The organism is Sphingobacterium sp. E70 (assembly GCF_019285695.1).
Classification (GTDB): domain Bacteria; phylum Bacteroidota; class Bacteroidia; order Sphingobacteriales; family Sphingobacteriaceae; genus Sphingobacterium; species Sphingobacterium detergens.
The window spans coordinates 4,602,696-4,621,953 of sequence record NZ_CP079104.1; the positions used below are offsets into that span (position 1 = coordinate 4,602,696).

General features: G+C 41.1%; 27 protein-coding genes and 2 pseudogenes. 21 read left to right on the forward strand and 8 right to left on the reverse strand.

The window, feature by feature from the left end:
• Positions 1–135: 135 nt before the first annotated feature.
• The 4 genes and pseudogenes from KUH03_RS32715 to KUH03_RS32725 all read right to left on the reverse strand — a co-directional run bounded on the left by KUH03_RS32715 (position 136) and on the right by KUH03_RS32725 (position 2,854).
• Positions 136–1,041: a DUF5695 domain-containing protein gene (locus KUH03_RS32715; protein ID WP_257088505.1), complete on the reverse strand. Its 906-nt coding sequence runs from the start codon at positions 1,039–1,041 to the stop codon at positions 136–138.
• Positions 1,025–2,188: pseudogene (locus KUH03_RS32720) on the reverse strand (DUF5695 domain-containing protein). Before KUH03_RS32720 ends, KUH03_RS32715 begins: the two are co-directional and overlap by 17 nt.
• Positions 2,139–2,285: a DUF5695 domain-containing protein gene (locus KUH03_RS49485; protein WP_373564530.1), complete on the reverse strand. Its 147-nt coding sequence runs from the start codon at positions 2,283–2,285 to the stop codon at positions 2,139–2,141. Before KUH03_RS49485 ends, KUH03_RS32720 begins: the two are co-directional and overlap by 50 nt.
• Positions 2,267–2,854: a DUF5695 domain-containing protein gene (locus tag KUH03_RS32725; protein WP_257088506.1), complete on the reverse strand. Its 588-nt coding sequence runs from the start codon at positions 2,852–2,854 to the stop codon at positions 2,267–2,269. The genes KUH03_RS49485 and KUH03_RS32725 overlap by 19 nt, the downstream gene beginning before the upstream one ends.
• A 700-nt stretch (positions 2,855–3,554) precedes the next feature.
• On the opposite strand from KUH03_RS32725, the gene KUH03_RS32730 reads away from it, so the two are divergent.
• The 17 genes and pseudogenes from KUH03_RS32730 (at position 3,555) to KUH03_RS49490 (ending at position 12,217) form a co-directional block, all read left to right on the forward strand.
• Positions 3,555–3,821 (forward strand): hypothetical protein, encoded by a 267-nt coding sequence (locus tag KUH03_RS32730; RefSeq protein WP_257088507.1) that lies wholly within the window; start codon positions 3,555–3,557, stop codon positions 3,819–3,821.
• Between the two features lie 29 nt (positions 3,822–3,850).
• On the forward strand, positions 3,851–4,369 hold the full coding sequence (locus KUH03_RS32735) for a hypothetical protein (RefSeq protein ID WP_257088508.1): 519 nt from the start codon (positions 3,851–3,853) through the stop codon (positions 4,367–4,369).
• On the forward strand, positions 4,366–4,626 hold the full coding sequence (locus KUH03_RS32740; RefSeq protein ID WP_257088509.1) for a hypothetical protein: 261 nt from the start codon (positions 4,366–4,368) through the stop codon (positions 4,624–4,626). Before KUH03_RS32735 ends, KUH03_RS32740 begins: the two co-directional genes overlap by 4 nt.
• Before the next feature lie 144 nt (positions 4,627–4,770).
• Positions 4,771–5,157, forward strand: coding sequence for a DUF885 domain-containing protein (locus KUH03_RS32745; RefSeq protein WP_257097545.1), 387 nt, complete (start codon positions 4,771–4,773; stop codon positions 5,155–5,157).
• Positions 5,158–5,188: 31 nt separating this feature from the next.
• Positions 5,189–5,323 (forward strand): hypothetical protein, encoded by a 135-nt coding sequence (locus KUH03_RS32750; protein ID WP_257088510.1) that lies wholly within the window; start codon positions 5,189–5,191, stop codon positions 5,321–5,323.
• A gap of 20 nt (positions 5,324–5,343) precedes the next feature.
• Positions 5,344–5,490, forward strand: a complete 147-nt coding sequence (locus tag KUH03_RS32755) for a hypothetical protein (protein WP_257088511.1) — start codon at positions 5,344–5,346, stop codon at positions 5,488–5,490.
• Positions 5,490–5,726 (forward strand): amino acid permease, encoded by a 237-nt coding sequence (locus KUH03_RS32760; RefSeq protein ID WP_257088512.1) that lies wholly within the window; start codon positions 5,490–5,492, stop codon positions 5,724–5,726. The genes KUH03_RS32755 and KUH03_RS32760 overlap by 1 nt, the downstream gene beginning before the upstream one ends.
• A gap of 10 nt (positions 5,727–5,736) precedes the next feature.
• Positions 5,737–6,282, forward strand: coding sequence for an amino acid permease (locus KUH03_RS32765; RefSeq protein WP_257088513.1), 546 nt, complete (start codon positions 5,737–5,739; stop codon positions 6,280–6,282).
• A gap of 151 nt (positions 6,283–6,433) precedes the next feature.
• On the forward strand, positions 6,434–6,760 hold the full coding sequence (locus KUH03_RS32775; RefSeq protein ID WP_257088514.1) for an amino acid permease: 327 nt from the start codon (positions 6,434–6,436) through the stop codon (positions 6,758–6,760).
• Positions 6,761–6,830: 70 nt separating this feature from the next.
• On the forward strand, positions 6,831–7,154 hold the full coding sequence (locus KUH03_RS32780; protein WP_257088515.1) for a hypothetical protein: 324 nt from the start codon (positions 6,831–6,833) through the stop codon (positions 7,152–7,154).
• Positions 7,139–7,402: a hypothetical protein gene (locus KUH03_RS32785; RefSeq protein ID WP_257088516.1), complete on the forward strand. Its 264-nt coding sequence runs from the start codon at positions 7,139–7,141 to the stop codon at positions 7,400–7,402. The genes KUH03_RS32780 and KUH03_RS32785 overlap by 16 nt, the downstream gene beginning before the upstream one ends.
• The gene (locus KUH03_RS32790; RefSeq protein WP_257088517.1) at positions 7,368–8,105 is read left to right on the forward strand and encodes a DPP IV N-terminal domain-containing protein; all 738 of its coding nucleotides are present in this window, start codon (positions 7,368–7,370) and stop codon (positions 8,103–8,105) included. Before KUH03_RS32785 ends, KUH03_RS32790 begins: the two co-directional genes overlap by 35 nt.
• Before the next feature lie 134 nt (positions 8,106–8,239).
• Positions 8,240–9,069: pseudogene (locus KUH03_RS32795) on the forward strand (S9 family peptidase).
• Positions 9,070–9,162: 93 nt separating this feature from the next.
• Positions 9,163–9,468 carry a hypothetical protein gene (locus KUH03_RS32800; protein ID WP_257088518.1) on the forward strand — a complete coding sequence of 102 codons (306 nt, stop codon included), beginning with the start codon at positions 9,163–9,165 and terminating at the stop codon, positions 9,466–9,468.
• A 180-nt stretch (positions 9,469–9,648) separates the two neighbouring features.
• Positions 9,649–10,824: a LamG-like jellyroll fold domain-containing protein gene (locus KUH03_RS32805; protein ID WP_257088519.1), complete on the forward strand. Its 1,176-nt coding sequence runs from the start codon at positions 9,649–9,651 to the stop codon at positions 10,822–10,824.
• Between the two features lie 38 nt (positions 10,825–10,862).
• Positions 10,863–11,912, forward strand: a complete 1,050-nt coding sequence (locus tag KUH03_RS32810) for a beta-L-arabinofuranosidase domain-containing protein (protein WP_373564531.1) — start codon at positions 10,863–10,865, stop codon at positions 11,910–11,912.
• A 2-nt stretch (positions 11,913–11,914) separates the two neighbouring features.
• Positions 11,915–12,217: a hypothetical protein gene (locus KUH03_RS49490; protein ID WP_373564532.1), complete on the forward strand. Its 303-nt coding sequence runs from the start codon at positions 11,915–11,917 to the stop codon at positions 12,215–12,217.
• A 354-nt stretch (positions 12,218–12,571) separates the two neighbouring features.
• Here the strand turns inward: KUH03_RS49490 and KUH03_RS32815 are convergent, their stop codons facing one another.
• From KUH03_RS32815 to KUH03_RS32830, 4 genes are all read right to left on the reverse strand, one after another.
• A complete protein-coding gene (locus tag KUH03_RS32815) occupies positions 12,572–12,871 on the reverse strand; it encodes a hypothetical protein (protein ID WP_257088520.1) in 300 nt (99 codons plus the stop codon).
• Between the two features lie 266 nt (positions 12,872–13,137).
• Positions 13,138–14,286 (reverse strand): hypothetical protein, encoded by a 1,149-nt coding sequence (locus tag KUH03_RS32820; protein ID WP_257088521.1) that lies wholly within the window; start codon positions 14,284–14,286, stop codon positions 13,138–13,140.
• Positions 14,283–14,792: a hypothetical protein gene (locus KUH03_RS32825; protein ID WP_257088522.1), complete on the reverse strand. Its 510-nt coding sequence runs from the start codon at positions 14,790–14,792 to the stop codon at positions 14,283–14,285. The genes KUH03_RS32820 and KUH03_RS32825 overlap by 4 nt, the downstream gene beginning before the upstream one ends.
• 57 nt (positions 14,793–14,849) lie before the next feature.
• On the reverse strand, positions 14,850–15,017 hold the full coding sequence (locus KUH03_RS32830) for a hypothetical protein (RefSeq protein WP_257088523.1): 168 nt from the start codon (positions 15,015–15,017) through the stop codon (positions 14,850–14,852).
• 824 nt (positions 15,018–15,841) lie between these two features.
• Here KUH03_RS32830 and KUH03_RS32835 point away from each other — a divergent pair.
• The 4 genes from KUH03_RS32835 (at position 15,842) to KUH03_RS32850 (ending at position 18,796) form a co-directional block, all read left to right on the forward strand.
• The gene (locus KUH03_RS32835; protein ID WP_257088524.1) at positions 15,842–16,429 is read left to right on the forward strand and encodes an AraC family transcriptional regulator; all 588 of its coding nucleotides are present in this window, start codon (positions 15,842–15,844) and stop codon (positions 16,427–16,429) included.
• An 849-nt stretch (positions 16,430–17,278) separates the two neighbouring features.
• Entirely contained in the window at positions 17,279–18,034 is a 756-nt protein-coding gene (locus KUH03_RS32840) for a hypothetical protein (RefSeq protein WP_257088525.1), read from the forward strand.
• Positions 18,004–18,477: an OmpA family protein gene (locus KUH03_RS32845; protein ID WP_257088526.1), complete on the forward strand. Its 474-nt coding sequence runs from the start codon at positions 18,004–18,006 to the stop codon at positions 18,475–18,477. The genes KUH03_RS32840 and KUH03_RS32845 overlap by 31 nt, the downstream gene beginning before the upstream one ends.
• Positions 18,478–18,532: 55 nt before the next feature.
• A complete protein-coding gene (locus KUH03_RS32850) occupies positions 18,533–18,796 on the forward strand; it encodes a hypothetical protein (protein WP_257088527.1) in 264 nt (87 codons plus the stop codon).
• Positions 18,797–19,258: the final 462 nt, after the last annotated feature.

A 19,258-nucleotide genomic window follows, 5' to 3' on the forward strand; every position in this document is an offset into this window, starting at 1 on the left:
TTGTTTTCAAAAATAAAAAACGAAAGTTTTAAAGCCTATTGACCGATTTTGTGTTTACTTCACTTTTTCCTTGTCATGGATCCAATTCGCTGTAAGTTTCATCCGCCTATAGACGGACGAAACTTGCAGCGCGTATTATTTCGTTTTTCTAAGTATCAGCGTGCTGGTAGAAGGGGACAATTCATATCGATTGAATTTATCTTTCTTTTGAGAACCTTCAATTTCATACCCACTCGCTGGATTGATATTCAGCAAAACATTTGGCACAAGAGCGGATTGATTAAATTTCAAGATCACACTTTTATCCTTTTGATTGTATGTTAGTGTTTCGATTTCTCCGGCATCAGTGGTCAACCATAGATTTTCTTTTGCTAAGAAAATGCGGCCTTTGGATGCTGTTTTTATAGCCACTTCGATGTTATCCTTATTCTCTTTAAGATTACCGCTAAATGCCAGCCAGCCAAATTCTGGATGTTCTATGATATAAGTGCCTGAATTGACAGCATAGCCATAAAACCCAGTGCCGTAATCGCCCGAGATACCATCGTTGGCTAGTGTAGACGGGTAGGAATGGAATGCTGCAGGTCCAAAGCCATCTGCAGTGACATTGGCGAGTGCGCCCATCATACCGGCATGGCCCACGCGAAGAAGATAGAAATCATCTGGATGATCCCGGTACTCGGTTAATACAGGGATAGCATTTAAAGCCGAGCCATAATGATGAAGTTGACGCTCGATACGGGATAATTTTCCGCCATAGACAAAATCCCAGTAACGACGGGCACTGCCATTATATCCCCAATGTGGCACGGTAGGCATATACGCTAGAATAGCATTTAAGGTAACCCGGATTTTGTCGTCAAAACCAAAGTATCGGGACCATAAATAGACTTCTTCCTGTCCGGTAGAGTCCCAGGGCATTTCACTCCCAAATGGATAATCAAGGCCTTTCCAATGTTCGGCCCGTTTACGCATCACAGCTTCCAATTGATTCGCTTCCGCTGTTAATCCCTCACGACGTAAATCATGGAGGATAAGCAAAAGATACTGCCTTCCATTTGTCCAAATTGGGCATAATAGGTGCTTTTTCAATCATCGCCATGCTTGTTTGAAAAGCACGGTCCAGATAGACATTCCAGCGCTCTTCCTGGACAAGATCATGGTAATCGCGAGCGAGACGATACATGACCCAATGTGCAGCAGCAACATGCGGATAGTTATAAGAACGGCCAATATTATCCGCTTCTTTTTTAGGCCATGCCGACCAGGTCTTCCAGTTGATAGCTGCTTCGTAAGTGCCTGCTGGCATAACGTCAGGCTCATAATAAAATAAACTCTTGACCACGCCATATTTTTGATCACCTTCCTTGTGCTGGATACGACCATATAGGGTTTCATTGACAAAGCGTTTCAATTTTGCGATCTCTGTACGATTTGGTAGCAAAACCTGCTTCATAATTGCCGCTAGCCAACTTGCCGCTCCGGCTTCATCACTCAGACCGGCATACCAAACACGTTGTTCTTGGGTGACTAATTTTTGTCTTCATAATCGTAGCTGATCACAGCGGGAGATCTTCCAAAAGGTCTTTGTCATTCTCGTACCACTGTGTGGTCGTCAAGAAATTTCAAGATCATTCACCACATCTTTTTCTGACTTAATGACTTTATAATGAATGGTTTGTTTGGCCCCATCCTCATAGGTGATGGTCAGCCGTGCTCGTCCCCATTGTTGACCTCTGATCTCATATTGATGCCATTTTTGTGGGGTGTCTTTTTGCTTGATAACACTTAAAGCGCCTTCAGGATAGATAGAAAGGTTTTTAATGGCTTTGTTATGCTTGATAAACAACTTGACAGGATTATCTAATGGAACGACATATCCGGGAACTCCGATGGCCACAGGCCGGTTATTTTTTAGCAGTGTATTTTCAATTTCTTTGATGCTCGGCGCTAGGACAAACTTGAGGGCAAATGTTTTGGATTCATTTGGTTTTAATAGGGTCGAAGTTGCTATGTTCCATTGTTCTACTCCTTTCCATGCTGTTTCGGCAAGTGCTTTGCTGTGGATCATCCACTCATGGAAACCCTCGAAAGTAATACTTCTGGGCGTAGGATCATCAAGTAAGGGGTTGTAGGCTTCAAATCCGGCATTGCTGTAAGGGATCACCCAAGCTCGGACCATTTCCATGCAAATGGTTCACTTGGAGATAGCCGGCATCTTTGCCGATGTATGGGTCGAAAAACACATTTTGTGCATGCGCTTGATTCAAATTTTTCTGATCCATATTATTATTGAAAGGAGAGGTATGCCTAAAGCTCCGATTTCAATAGCTTGATCGGTGGGATTTGTAAGTTGAAATTTCAAGATAAGATCGCCCCCTGCATTCTCCCAACTGCGCTTGACTTTTAAGGGAATATCACCTAATGTTGGGCTGATGTCAGCAGCAGCTAAGATGGTTTTGGAAGGAGTCAATTCGATTACTTTCTTGCGGTCTTTGGCCGAAGAATAATGTGACCAATGGGTTTTCTCCTGACGCTTAAGACTGATGTTGATATCACCGATATGAAAGAAATTGTTGCGATCCCGTTTCGCCAACATTTCCACAGGAGTATAGTCGAAAGCAGCATCACCATGTAGTGGTTGAAAGGCTGATAAAGTTTGGGAGTTATTGAGCACCTTTATTTTTAGGTTATCTAAAGCAAAGCTTTTAGATCCTTGATCGATACCCAAAGTTGCAGGTTGGCTTTTAGTGGCTTTCCATACTGGATGCTCATCCTGTTGGCTAAATACGGGATTGGTCTGCTGGACATAAAGTAAAGTAATCAGGATATAGTAACTATTCTTTAAATTCATTTTGTCAGGTTTAGAAATCTATTACTCTTTATGGATCAGAAAGTGAACTGGTACAAAGTTGATTTATTAGGACCTCTTTTAATTGCCAGATTTTAACCCAAGATAGTCCGTTTTTGATATTTCTATTTAGCGAGTTGTTTTGTAAATAACTAAATACTAAATTTAGCATATATAAATGTATGAATGACATTTAATTAAATTTATTTTGACCCTAAACGATTCATGATTTATGAAACCCATTCAATATCAAGTTCCTATTCCCAAAGATAGGACCGTTTTTATTCAGTAGGATTTGTTGGATAAGTTTTATCCTTATATACATTGTCATGAGGAGTATCAGTTCATCTGGATCAAGGGGAACAGGGCAGCTATTGGGTAGGGAAGGTTATGATGTATATGGCTAATTATAGAAATCTACTTTACGGATAGATTATAAATGTCAATATCCAATAAGTAATTATTAAAAGCCGGTTAGTTTAGCGTTTTTATAGTTGCTTTCTTTGATTAAGGAAATTTTAAATGATTGGAGACCAACTATGGCTGAATTAATGGGGTCATTGCTGATGCTATTGCTAATCGCGTTGACTTAAATTAAGAGCTGCGAGTTATTCGCATTGCGGGTGCGCACTATGATGGGACACAGAAACAAATATCTCGGGCTTTAAACCGGATCGGTTTCAATAGACAAAAATAAACCTAAATGATGAAGAAAAACAACAATAACCCTAACGTAAAGAGATTTATAGTCATTGGTGTACTTTGTATGGCTTCTTCGCTAACAGATGCCCAAGATATGGATTTGTACCAACACACAACAGCCATTGAGCCTTATATCATCCAATACCGCCATGATCTGGAGGCTGTCAATTATTTTTATGGCCCTATGCCCAAAAATGGGGATTTCAGCAGTCGGCAGCTTCGCCCGAGCAGATCAATAGACTGCTCAAGATCGATGCGGACTATTTAGCTAAATTAAAAGGTTTTGATTATAAAAGATTGAATACCAGTGGTCAAGTCGATTATATCCTGCTGAGCCAAAAAGTGCAGCGACATCAGGAAGAAAGTAAAGAGGCATTAGCTTCTTACGAGCGGCTAAAGTCTTACTTGCCATTTGCCGAAAATATTCTTCAATTTGAAAAGCAACGTCGACGAGGTGCTGCCGTTGTGGGAAAAGATATTGCTATCCTGCTGGAAAAAACGAGGGATCAGGTTGATGAAGTGATTCAAAAGCTAGAAAATGTAACAACAATCGAGTCCACTGATGTCAATTTCCTTGTCAATACGGTGGAGTCACTACGAATCCGTTTGGAGAGTGCATTTGATTTCTACAATGGTTATGATCCGATGTTTACCTGGTGGGTGCCCAAATCTTATGAAAGTTTAAACGAAAAATTAATCCAATACAAAAGCGCATTGCCGGCAAAGAGTAATTGGAAAGTGTTTAATGATGGAAGTGATATTGGTGGGCAGCCGATCGGAAAAGTTGCGCTCAACAAAAACTGCGGGCGGAAATGATCGCTTATGATGCGGATGAGTTAATACGTATCGCTGATAAGGAATGGGCATGGTGCATGGCGGAGTTATTAAAAGCTTCTCGTGAGATGGGATTTGGAGATGATTGGAAAGCAGCGCAGGAAAAGGTTAAAAATACCTATGTTCCGGAAGGTCAGCAGCCCGGACTGATCAATGCGTTATATGATAGGGCCCAAACATTTATCAAAGAGCATGATCTGATCGTTATTCCTGAATTGGCGGATGAAACTTGGGAATGATCATGATGACGCCTGAACGGCAATTGGTCAATCCTTTTTTACGGGCGGACGTGAGATCAGTATTTCCTATCCGACCAATACAATGACCTATGAGCAGAAGATGATGAGCATGCGGGGAATAATCCACATTTTTCATTGGGTACGGTGCAGCATGAACTCAATCCGGGACACCACCTACAGTATTTTATGAATAAAAGGTATAAGCCCTATCGTGAGGAAAATTTCAATACGCCATTTTGGACGGAAGGCTGGACCTTATATTGGGAATTGCTTCTTTACAGGATGGGATTTGCAAAGACAGCGGAAGAACGTATCGGGATGTTATTTTGGCGAATGCATCGTTGTGCGCGGATCACCTTTAGTATTAAATTTCACTTGGGTGAATGGACGCCACAGCAATGTGTTGATTATTTAGTCAATCAAGTGGGGCATGAACCTGCAAACGCGCATGGTGAGGTGAAGCGATCATTTGAAGGTTCTTACGATCCTTTGTATCAATTGGCTTATTTGATCGGGGCTTGCAGCTGCTGAGTATCAGTGATGAATTGGTAGGATCGGGAAAATGTCCTATACCGAATTTCATGACCGGGTCATCAAGGAAAATTACTTGCCCATGGAGATGGTCCGGGCGATATTGACAAACCAGAAGCTTGAACCTAACCATCAGGCAAAATGGAAATTTTATAATTTTAAATAAGCGCAATCCAACCCTAAATTATGAGTAATCAGGAAAATAGTCAGAATTTCAAAAAGTCATTGGGTTTATTGGATGCAACGATGCTCGTTGCCGGAAGTATGATTGGCTCGGGATCTTTATCGTATCCTCGGATATCGCCCGAAATACGGGTTCTGCTGCCTGGCTGATGGTCGTGTGGGTGATCTGTGGATTTATGACGCTGGCCGCAGCCTTGAGTTATGGCGAACTCAGTGCCATGTTTCCGAAAGCTGGTGGCCAGTACGTTTATCTCAAAGAAGCCTATGGGCCGATGGTCAGTTTTACGTTTGGATGGACTTTTTTGCCGTTATCCAGACGGCTACGATTGCAGCTGTGGGGTAGCTTTCTCCAAGTTTACAGCTTATTTGTTTCCGGTACTAGATGAAGATGTTTATTTGCTGGTAATAGGGGCCTATCATATTTCATCTGCTCAAGTGTTGGCTATCTTTGTCATTTTGCTGCTCACCTTGATAAATACAGGTGGTGTAAAGAATGGTAAAACAGTACAGACGGTGCTGACATTGATCAAAATATTAAGTCTGGTTTTATTGATCATTTTCGGTTTTGCAGCTTTCGATCTGGAGGTGTGGAATCAAAATTGGTCTTCAGCGAATAGGTGGAACCTACAGCAATTAAAAGTGGATGGATCGACAGCAGATTATGCCACTTTTGGTGCGTTTGGGGCCATATCTGCTGCAATGGTAGGGGCATTGTTCAGTAGTGATTCTTGGCATTCATCTTCTGCGGTAGCAGGGGAGATCAAGAATCCGCAACGCAATATTGGCTTGAGTCTGGCGCTAGGAACGCTGATTGTGACAGTGATCTATATTTTGACCAATTTGATGTATACGGGTGTATTGACGATCGAGGAGATGGCCAGCGCGCCTAAAGATCGCGTGGCCATGCTGGTAGCGCAAGAAATTTTGGTCCTGTTGGCATAGCCATCTTGGCGATTATGATTATGGTCAGCACTTTTGGCTGTAATAACGGACTGATCTTGGCGGGTGCAAGGATCTATTATTCCATGGCTAAAGATGGTTTGTTTTTAAGAAAATAGGTACACTAAATAAGAATGCAGTACCGGCTTATGCGTTGTGGTTACAGGCGGCCATCGCCTCGCTGTGGTGCTTGACGGGTAGGTATGGCGATTTGCTGGATATGATTACCTGTGTCGTTGTTATTTTTTATGTTTTGTGTATCATCGGCATCTTTTGGTTAAGATATAAACGTCCGGATCTACCGCGACCTTATAGCGCTTTTGGCTATCCTTTTGTACCTGCCGTCTATATTTTGATGGGAATATCGTTTATTATTTTGTTGGTGATCTATAAACCGCAATTTACGTGGCCGGGTATCATCATCACTCTTTTGGGGATTCCATTATACTATTTTGTGAAACAGAAAGACCTAAAAACATAAGATTACTTATTTTTAATCCTGCCTGAGCGGAACTAGAGGCAGATCAACATATACGATTAAAAAAACACATATGAAGTTAACATTCACAGCTGTTTTATTGATGATATTTCAGCTTTCGACAATGGCGCAAGGGACATTGGAGGACTATAAACGAGCCAAAGAGATCAGAAATTCATTTGGCAGGGTGTATCAGGTACCACAGCAGATTATCTGGTCTGAAAAAGGGGATAGTTTTTCTTATCGGGTGAATCGCAAAGACGGTAAGAGAAGCTTATATCTGGTGGATGCGCTGGCGAAGAAGAAAATAGATAGCGATGTTGCTGCGATTGAAATGCAGCTATCCGCTCAGCTGGGTAAAGAAGTTAAATTAGGCGTTTTGTGGGAAGAGATCTGAAAGTCTTGACGGCAAACGAGGTTGAGTTTACGGAAGAGAAAGTGCTGTGGAAGTGGAATGGGCCGGAAAATAAATTGAGCAGGTTGCGTGATATTCCTTCAACAGGTAATGACCGTCGATCGGATGGATATTGGGGAGCACGATGGGATGATAGTAAGGGTGAATCGGTAGACTCGCCCGATAAGATCTATACAGCGTATATTAAAAATAGTAATGTATATATCAGTAAAAGGGGATTCACAAACTGAGCGACAGTTGACCTTTGATGGCAGTCCCGGAACGTATTATAGCACCCGTATCCAATGGTCCTATGATTCAAAAAAACTGGCGGCTTCAAAAGTGAGAAAGGCTGAAATCAGACAGTTGACTTTACTGGAATCTTCGCCAACGGATCAATTACAACCTAAATTACAAACCAGAGACTATAATAAGCCCGGTGATGCTTTGTCACAATATTATCCAACGATTATTGATGTGATAAATGGTCAACTGATCACTGTAGATCCGGCTCAGGTAGCCAATCAATTTTCATTGTCTGCACTGGTATGGAAGGCAGATAATAGTGGAATCACATTTGAATATAACCAGCGTGGTCATCAACGCTACGATGTGATGGAATTGAGTGCTGTGGACGGAAAAACCAGAGCAATTATTTCAGAACGTAGTGCGACATTTATCGATTATAGTGGAAAGAAATACCGGAATGATCTCAAAAAAACAGCGGCCATCATGTGGGCTTCGGAACGTGATGGATGGAATCATCTGTATTTGTTTGATGCTAAAACGGGGGCATTGAAACAGCAGATTACAAAAGGAAATTGGGTGATACGTAAAGTTGTCCACGTGGATGAGGATAACAAAAGATTATTTTTGAGGCGAGTGGCATGCATAAGGATGAGGACCCGTATCTTGTTCATTATTATACGATTGGTTTTGATGGCAAGGGCCTGAAAGAGCTTACTCCTGAAGCATCTAATCATCAGGGGACCTTTAATCCTGATCATTCTTTATTTGTAGATCTCTACTCTCGGGTTGACCAAGCTCCGAAGGCCGTACTGCGACGTGTGGCAGATGGAAAGATCGTGATGGATTTGGAGCAAGCGGATATTGCTGATCTGGAAGATGCGGGATGGCGCAAACCGGAAGTGTTCAAGTCGCTGGCGAGAGATGGTAAAACAGATATCTGGGGCATTATAGTCCGGCCACGAAATTTTGATCCCAACAAAAAATATCCTGTGATCGAGTATATCTATGCTGGTCCACATAGTGCTTTTGTCCCTAAATCGTTTTCTGCTAATCCAGCAGGACTCGCTGAACTTGCTGAGCTGGGTTTTATCGTTGTGCAGATTGACGGAATGGGAACATCTAATCGCTCGAAAGCATTTCAAGATGTCGCCTGGAAAAATCTAAAAGATGCTGGTTTTCCCGATCGTATTGCCTGGATGAAGGCTGCTGCACTTCAATATCCATATATGGACATTGAAAAAGTCGGTATCTATGGTACTTCTGCCGGCGGACAGTCTTCTGCCGGAGCGCTCTTGTTTCATCCTGAGTTTTATAAAGTAGGGGTTTCATCCTGTGGCTGTCATGATAATCGTATGGACAAAATATGGTGGAATGAACAATGGATGGGCTGGCCGATCGGGCCTGAATATGCAGCTTGTTCTAACATCGAAAATGCATATAAATTAGAAGGAAAGTTGCTCTTGATCGTGGGGAACTCGATGATAATGTGGATCCAGCATCGACTTATCAGTTCGTCAATCAGTTGATTAAACATGGTAAGGATCACGACTTCATTATGGTACCGGGAATGGGGCATTCTTCTGGTGGTGATTTTGGCGAAAAGAAACGTCGCGATTATTTCGTGAGACACTTGCTTGGAGTAGAACCTCCAGCTTGGACGGCTTATTAGCCAAGGTACCCGAAAACTAACGCTCTCTTGCATGTTGTTGAACTTAAATTGGATGAAAATTGAGCTCGCGAGCTCACAATTAATGATATAGTAATGAAAAGTTACACAGTTTTTTTACGTTTTATCCTCATTGCCACGATCCTAACAAAAGGGTTTAGTACCGTACAGGCACAAAGTGGTGATCAGATATTGGATGGAATCGGCGAAACGGGCATGATCGCGCGATATGTCTTTAATGGCGATCTGAAAGATTGGTCGCGCAACAATCTGCATGCTACAGCTGACCGGCATGCTACATTTATCAACGATAAGCGCTTTGGAAAAGTACTGTCCTTGTCGGGTGAAAAAATGATTTTATCCAGATCCCTGCCGAGGCACTGGCGGATATGGAGTCGTTGAGTATCTCGGGGTGGGTTTATCTGCGTTCGCAGAAAAAGACCAGGTTGTTTTTGACTTTGGAAAAGATATACATACACATTTCTTCGCCGCTCCTTCTGGGACAAATCTTCAGGAAGGTTTCCAAAGCGTGATTACTGCTGGGAAAAATAATCAAAGGGAGCTGCTTCTCCAGCATTGGTATTGAACAAGTGGGTCTACCTGACAATTGTGGTGGATATTCCGGCTCAAACGATGACGACTTATGTGGATGCTGTGCCTGTTGGTGAGGCTAAGCAGATACCACGTGAGTTGTCCGAAGTTTTTGGATCTTCAGGAGACAAGAACAAGCTGTTTATTGGAAAATCACTTTTAACGGGATCGCCGACCTTAGATGGAATGTTGCATGATTTTCGGATCTACCGTGTTCCGTTGAGTAAAAATCAGCTTACTGCAATTTATTCCAATGCACAACCTGGGGTAAGTAATCGCGCCGTAAATGTGACCAAAGTGGAGGATAATCTGCCTGAGTTTCCATTGACCCAAGCGCAACTCTATAATGCTTACCTCGTTGCTGTACCGGATGTGCAGGTGGAAACGGCATTAGGAGATTTACCTCGTTTACCAAGCTATGTACCGGGAACCTATAAGGAGGATATGCTTGGCCGTAAAGTACGGGTATTGTGGCCTTCGCCAAATGATAACAGCACCGTCTTGGAAGCTGGACGATATACCATTACAGGACGAGTGCCGGGAACGGATTTGCAGCCTAAAGCAATCGTGACTGTTAAAGCAAGTAAGGCCGCTGCAGCGCCGGGGTTGAAGTTGGCAACTTTTGGACTGAATCAGGTATCCTTGCAAGCGGATGCGCAAAATCAACAAACAAAATTCATTGAAAATCGGGATAAATTTATCAAAACCTTGGCGACGACTGATCCCAATTCTTTTCTCTATATGTTTCGCGATGCATTTGGAAAACCGCAGCCTGAATGGGCTAAACCTTTAGGGGTATGGGATAGTCGGGACACCAAACTCAGAGGCCATGCTACGGGGCATTATTTGACGGCGATCGCGCAGGCTTATGCAAGTACCGGATACGATAAAACATTGCAGGCTAATTTTGCCGGGAAAATGACGTATATGGTCAATAGCCTATACGAACTGGCGCAATTGTCGGGTAAACCACAGCAAGAAGGTGCCGTGGCTGTAGCTGACCCGACTGCCATACCTTATGGTCCTGGTAAATCCGCTTATGACTCTGATCTGAGCCAGGAAGGTATCCGTACGGATTATTGGAATTGGGGTGTAGGCTATATTAGCGCGTATCCGCCAGATCAATTTGTTATGTTGGAAAAGGGGGCAAAATACGGGGACAGATAACGCAAGTTTGGGCGCCCTATTATACCTTACATAAAATTTTGGCCGGCTTAATTGATATCTATGAAGTGAGCGGGAATGAAAAGGCGCTTCAAGTGGCTACGGGGATGGCAGACTGGGTGCATGCACGTCTGAGTCAACTGCCTAAGGAAACGCTGATACAAATGTGGAACACGTACATTGCGGGTGAATTTGGAGGAATGAATGAGACAATGGCGCATCTCTATCGCATCACCCATACGGAACACTATTTGAAAACCGCACAACTATTTGACAATATCGATATGTTCTTTGGCGATGCGCAGCATACACATGGACTGGCCAAGAATGTCGATACTTTTCGTGGGCTGCATGCCAATCAACATATTCCACAGATTGTGGGTAGTATCGAGCTCTATCAGGTTTCTGATCTACCTGAATACTACCGGGTGGCAGATAATTTCTGGTACAAGGCTGTCAATGATTATATGTACAGCATAGGTGGGGTTGCCGGTGCGCGCAATCCGGCCAATGCCGAAGTTTTTACTGCAGAGCCCGCGACCTTATATGAGAACGGTTTTTCTGAAGGTGGACAGAATGAGACTTGTGCGACTTACAATATGCTTAAGTTGACGAGCAACCTGTTTCTTTTTGATCAACGTGCTGAATATATGGATTACTACGAACGTGGACTGTATAACCATATTTTAGCATCGGTAGCTGAAAACACGCCGGCCAATACCTATCATGTGCCACTGAGACCCGGAGCAATAAAGCAATTTGGGAATCCCAACATGACAGGCTTTACCTGTTGTAATGGTACGGCGATCGAGAGTGGTACCAAATTGCAGCATAGTATCTATTTTAAAAGCAAGGATGATCAGGCTTTATATGTCAATCTATTTATTCCTTCTACACTGGAATGGACTGAACGTCAAATAACTGTAGAGCAGAAAACGAGCTTTCCAAAACAAGACGAGACGGAGCTGACGATTAAAGGAAATGGCAGATTTGATCTTCATGTGCGTGTACCAGGCTGGGCAACGAAAGGATTTTATGTGGCTATCAACGGTAAAGCGCAAAAGTACAGGCACAGCCGGGTACTTATTTGAAATTGAGCCGCAATTGGAAGAAGGGCGATCGCATCAGGCTCAAAATGCCTTTCCAGTTTCATTTAGATCCGGTGATGGATCAACAGAATATTGCCAGTTTATTTTATGGACCTATCTTGTTGGCGGCTCAAGAAACTGAGGCGAGAAAAGACTGGCGTAAAGTGACTTTGGATGCGAAGGATATCAGCAGGTCTATCACAGGTGACCCGCAACGTTTGGCCTTCAAGATTGATGGCGTTGACTTTAAACCTTTCTATGATACCTATGGGCGACACTCTGTGTATCTGGATGTTACATTGAAATAATTACAGGATATTATCTGCTCCTCTTCAAAGCAGGGGATGTTTTTAAGTAATACCATTCGCTATCGTGATAGTGTGATCTATTTTAACCGTGGGAACATTTGAAGTCGAAGTAAAGTTGACAAATGTGACGGGCATAAACTCATCTGGACCTCCTGCGACAGGATTGTAAATAGGTATAGTATATCCTATAGCTAAAAATCCTTTGCTGATTACCCAAAGTGTCACATTGTTAATTAAGCACTTGTGGCGCTTTGGATAAAAAACGGTGATAAATGGTTAGTTTATAAGGATGAGACGAGCCAATTATTCGCTATTTCTAGGATTTTACCATAATCCTTTTGAGTATAGCTATACTCAAAAGGATGAATGACTTCGCCTTAAAAGGTGACTGTTAAAGCGATTAAATGTCAGGGTTTGCTGTTGTATTTTTAGCTGTTTTGTTGTTTGTCTTTGGGTATTTTCGTTGCCTCTTTTTTTTAATTTCTGTATTTTCTTTAAGACTTTAATGATACTGGACGGTGGAACTTGGTATTTATCGACAGCTTCCTCTAATAATAAATATCCTTCCATAATGCCCGAAACAGCTAACTGAAGCCTTTCTTTAAATGGTGGTTTAGGAGGATTCGAAGGCTCCATTTGATGGTGCTTTTTCATAGTTATTAATATATGATTAAATAGTTAATAATTTTGAAATAATGGCTAGTTATTTCTATCTGTTTTTAAACTTGAATATTCCAATTGTAGTTGAGTGAAATTTCTGGACATAGAAGTACCAGTATCGCAGACTTTATTATGGGCAGCAATTTAAATGATCAAAATAAATCGGATCCCCATATTTACTTGTAATATATAGAGATCCGATTAAAGATCAGTCGTTAAACTGAATGATAGCAGGCCGTATCGGTGCAGCTATTTTAATATCAATTATTCACGATTTGTCGTACGCAACGGATATTTCGGCCTTCGGATTTGTTGAGGTTTGGATAAGTGACATTTCCCCAGGAGAATAACCAGGCAACTCTTGTGAATGATGATTTAACAGCATAAGCTGTAGTTGAATTTGCATTGTCGGATGTCCAATAATGGCATTCGCCCGAAGCGAAGGCTCCTAATGCGATACCGCCCGGACTACCTGTCACTGTTCCACCAGTGGTACGGTAGCCACCAAAGGACAATACCAGGTTATTATCGTCATAGGCAGCATTGGCCGGATTATCACTATCGCGCTGCCATACATAAGCATATTGAGCGCCCCAAAATAAACCTAATACCTCTTGTTTGTCATCAGGTTGGCCGATAGACTCCCATTCTGCTTTGGTAGACATACGCCAGGTCCCAGCTGGATAAACAGATACACAGGGATCTACATTGGAGGTTGCACTATTTGGTGTAGCTGATTTCCAATTCCAAAACTCCGTATCTCTAGTCGCGGATGTCGAACCGCCAGGATTGGATTTTAATCGATAACTGTCCATGTGGGAGCTGTTATAGATAAGATTCGATCGGGCCCATAGCACACCTTTGACTTTTACAGGTGATTCAATCAAACGTATATTCAATGCATAGGTGGAACCTATCGTAGGTGTGTAAGCTCCTGGATAAGTGTATAGCGGCGGTGCAAAAGTACGGACCCGTGAATCGTCCAAGTTGATTTTTAAGGTGTTAAATTTAATTTTAAAGTTGTTGGCATTGATTGCATCGGTATTTAAGGTGTAAAAGTTCGCCACTTTGACCGTCCCTGTCGGATTGCCACTCTCTGCGATCATCTCTGGCCCCAAAACAGCTTTATTGACATCAACGATCTGAGCAAATTGACCTGTTAATACATTAAAATCGCCCATTTTTAGGACAGTGGTATTTGTGCTATTTTTAACCAATGTAACGCTTGTATTATCTTCTATCGTGCCAAATAATCCCCGCACATTTAATTTGACCTGAATTCTGGCAGTCATCCTTTTGAATATAATATCCAGGTAGTTGGGGCCGTCAAGAGCATCGAATGAACCTGAAGCATATAAAACGTCCTTATTTTCTAACCCCGCACGTGCAATAACCCCGTTACTGCTCATCGTTGGAACGGTGCCATTCTTTTCATTGAGAGAAACGGCATACCAGGTATATTTTTATAGGCAACAAGCTGTATCTGTGGATTTGTACCTGAGGTCGCGACCTGATTGAAAATTTGGGTATTGGTGTTGTCATATATCAAAAGACGAAATTTAACCCCGATATCCATTAATGAAGCGGTAGCAGCTCTCAATCCGCCTGTTGCGGCCTTAGCGGGTCCAGTGTCAGCGATAGTTGGAACATTATTGCGAATAGTTGGTGTTTGTAAAGCTGATCCTTGTTCAAAATCGATCAAGGCATCGACGTCTCCCAACGAAACAATGGGCTGACCCAGTGTAGTAGACTTTTCTTTACCGGATGTTTTTATCGATCCTTGTTTTGAAGATGTCTCGACAATGACTTCCTCAATTCCCTTCACGCCGACATTAAGTACAGCGCCTTTTTCAGGTAGGACCTGTTCGTCTTTTGAAGAACATGAGGTGAGGGATACAAAAATACCCCCTATCATGAATAGACAAATGAATCTTGTGGTTATATTCTTTAGTAACATATACTTCCCTTTTTATTATAGATCAAAGTCTTTGTTTTGGGACCCCTTATCGGTCCAGTCTTCTACCTTAGGTTGATTTGGCGTGCTTGAATTTCCGGGATTAACAGTTCCCGTCGATGTTGCGGCAAGGCCCTGCTCCATTTCAAGCACCAGCGTGCTGACATTTGGGGCCTTGTAAGGCATGTGTTTTTGCATTCTTTTCATGTTTAAAAAAATTTATGATCACCTCATTCTTTAATTAGAATAAAATATATTTATGCATTGGAGAACCCGCGCTACTTCTATAATTAAAATTATTAAGATGACCTTTTGAAGGCGTTTCAGCCAATATTGTTTATAAAATCGTTTAGTAAACTCGTAAACCTTTTTGTTGATCTGAAGCAAAATTGAGCAAAACAAACTCACTGACACTATATTGGTGGTTATAGCTGGCTTTCCTTTTTTAAAAAAATCTAGTAGTAGCACCTAAAACCAAGGGGCAATGGGCAAAATCAAGGTAAATGATAGCTTTCTTTACTAGTTTAAATAATTGTTTCAACACAATATTTTCTTAAATGAGAAATAAAATTTCAGTTATTGAATATATTTTTGAAATTATAATAAGTGTTTTATTACGTAAATTTGTAGTACATTTACTACAATAACTATAATTTTAATTCTTTAAAACCTAAAAGGTATAAGAGTAAACGCTCCCTTGTTTGCTCCAATTCTGACTTCTAAAATTATTTTACTGTATTTCTCCTATAGGATTTGAATAAATATCAGGTAGGGTTATATGACTTGGAAAATTGGTGGGTAAAAGGGGATGGATACACTGAATATTTGTATTTGTAGCTATTCCGCTAGATTTTGTCGCCACATCGCTACATGTCTGATTGTTGAGCCCTAAATGGTATTCTCCGGTAATACATTTTTATAGAAATTAGATGTTGTAAGTCTGTTCGCTGTTTTTAGAGCTGATTTATTGAGGTTGAGAACCTCACTTTGATAGTCAACAACAAATAAATATGGACAGTAATTATTATCATCTTTTTATCCTGATTAATGTAAGCCTCTTAACGGTTAACATTGTATTGTTGCTTATTTCTGTCAGACATTATCTAATTGAGAAAACTAAACCAGGCGAATTCATTGAATCCGATCAATCTTTGGCTATTGAGTCCGACGGTGCTCTGGTAAATAGCGATGTGCCCGATGCGTACTTGAAAGCGGAGTCAAAACGTAGCGATGTGTTGATAAGCAAGATTACCGAAGATCGTTTGTTGCAGGAATTTGAGAAAGCTCAAGCAAAGTTGTTTTTCCTAAAGCGAAGCGTAAGTCTAAATGATGTAGCTGATCTGCTCGGGACTAACCAGCGCTATGCATCCTATATTATAAATAAATATTTTGGCTCGGATTTTAATAGTTACGTACAACGGGCCCGTATTAAATATCTGATCGATTGTGTAGAACATGATCCAAATTTGTTAAAGATGAAGTTCTCCGTCCTTGCTGATAAGGCCGGATTTTCAAGTATCAGTAAATTTTCTTCTGTGTTTAAGTCTGTAATAGGAATTTCTCCTTCCGCATACTTTCAGCGTTTACGGATGAGATAGTGGTACGTAAATATTCAATTATTATACTACCTTATTAGGATCTTCAATATCCTAATAATTTATCACTTTTCGTGTATAGCTGCCAATAAGATGTTATACGAAGACAAGTCACTCCAATAATTTATCATTCTTCAGGCTGCTAATGTCTATAATATAGGTGATTATGCGTGATCTGATCGGAATATTGACCGCATAAGCCATTTAACTTTGGGCTGTGGCTATTTTTTACTTTGATATTTTGTAACCTCTATTTTTTATAATTAACACGCATACCGACACGCTAGAAAGGATTGTCTTTTGGCGAATGGTTTAGATAAACTGTTATTTTCTACAGTGCTACTTGATAACCCTTTCTCGTGCATGCATATTTATATGCATGCACGAGAAAGGGTTGTTTTTTTGGGGTAATGCTGTGACATAGAGTATATTATACTCATCTAGTAGGCCCGGGAAAAATATGTTGAACAAGCCCCAAAAAGAGCATTTACTGTTTATCAATTGGTAAGTAAACGGGTGTATCGTTGATAATTGGTTAATCTGTAGCTACTGTACTACAGGTATTGACTATTTGGTTTTTTCAAGGGGCTAGCTTTGTTTTCATTACCTGAAATTTGCTGTCTATTTACAGAAAATTGTGGTTTTTAACAGGTACTTAAAGTATTATAAAAGCTTTATTTCTTTTCATCAGGAACAGTATTAATAAGGCATATGGGGCTTGGGTGCATTTTTTTTTGAAAATGGAAAGTCTGGTTTGGTCATGGTTATATTGAGTGGAAAGTTTGTTTTATTCAATTTTGTTTCGAATAAAATAGCAAATGTACTAAACAAATATTCTTGACCGAAATGACTTTGAAAAAGACAATTTTAATGATGTTAGCTGTTGCAGGAGCAAAGGTTTCGCTGGCACAGCAAATGGATGTAAAACGGGATACCGTAGTTACTGTATCAGATGATAGATACCAGGTAAAAACCAATGGGTTTTGGGACAACTGGTTTGTAAATGTAGGTGCGGGAGCACAGATCTACTTTGGCGATCATAATAAGCAGATGAAATTATCTGAACGTCTGACACCCAATTTTGAATTCAATTTAGGAAAATGGTTTAGCCCTGGAATCGGTGTTCGTGCCGGAGTGAATGGATTTAAAATAAAAGGTGTTACGCAAAACGGAAGCCACTCTACTGGTGAAAGATATGAAGGTAAACCTTGGGAAGGTTATTGGTTGTATAACCAGGAATTCAATTATTTCCATATCCATGGAGATGTTTTATTCAACTTGTCGAATATTTTCAGTGGTTACAAAGAAGATCGTTTTTATACAATTAGTCCTTATGCTGGATTAGGTTGGATGGTCACAAACGATGCACCTTCCCAAAAGGAGGTAAGTGCTAATATCGGTATTTACAATACTTTTCGTTTGACCAACGCTTTGGATCTGACGCTCGATATTCGTGGGGCCATGGTCAATGATCGATTCGATGGCGAGACTGGAAACCGGAGTCAGGACGGTATTTTGAGCGGACTCGTGGGATTGACCTATAAGTTCAAAAAACGTGGCTGGGAAAACCGAGTACGGTGGTTATCAGCTATAGTGATGAGGTGTTAAATAGTCTACGTGATAAAGTAAACAAGCTTTCACAGGACAATGAAGCGCTGAAAGCACAGCTTGCTGTTGCAGGTGACAAAACTATTACGAATATCAAGGTCGAGGAAAAAATCCTGGCTGCTCCGATATTGGTGACCTTCCCAATTAACAAAAGTGTTGTCAGCAATGAAGCGCGCGTCAATCTTGGATTCTTTGCCAAAGTAATTAAGACGGGAAATAAAAATGTGGTATACAAAGTAACCGGATATGCCGACAAGGGAACCGGGACTACCGAAATCAATGATCGTCTTAGTCGTGATCGTGCTAAGGCAATTTATAATGTATTGGTACAAGAGTTTGATGTGAACCCAGCGCAATTGGAGGTTGCTCATGAGGGCGGGGTCGCTAATATGTACTATGATGATCCTCGTTTAAGTCGTGCGGTAATTACCATCGCGAAATAAATGAGATTAAGTTTTGTTTTTAAGGTTATGTACGGTTTTTCTAAATGGTTAAGCCGTGCATTTCTTAACACTATTAAAACAAGTCGTTTATTATGAAGCCGTTTCGAAAATACCTATGGAATATTCTTGCATTAGTCTTTTTTCATGTCAAGGTGAAGCTAGCTATGATGCCTCGCAGAAAGTGTCAATTGAGCCCGTGCTGTCCGATTATGAATTTATTGATATTGCAGGAGCAAGACATCTGTTGAATGATGTCAAGGCTGAAAATAAACTGCTAATCTTTTACGATCCACAGGAAAGCAAAGCCAGCAGCAAATAGCTGAAATGAAAAAAAGCACACAATTGGCAGATTTGATAAAAAGGAAAAACTGCGTGTGGTGGCTATTTGTCCTGTAGGGGATCTAAACGATTGGAATACCTATAAAAACACAATTCCGGCACAGTGGATCAATGGATTCGATATTAAAGGTGAGGCTTCGAAAAAGAATTCTTTGCCATCAAATTGTATCCGACCCTGCTGCTTATAAATGAAAACAATGAACTGCTGAAGAGGGACGCTGATTACCAAAGCCTTTTATCGGCTTTGGATAAATAAATGTCGAATACATCCGTCAAGAATCATACCCATTAATAGAATAGATTAAGATGAATAGTTTGGAAATAATGAAGTGGTGTACTGTCATGGTACCTTTTCTATGCGCCATGCTTTTAAGCTGGGGAATGATGCCTTATATCTTATTGATTTCGTATAAAAGCGGTTATTCGATCCAGTGGATGCGCG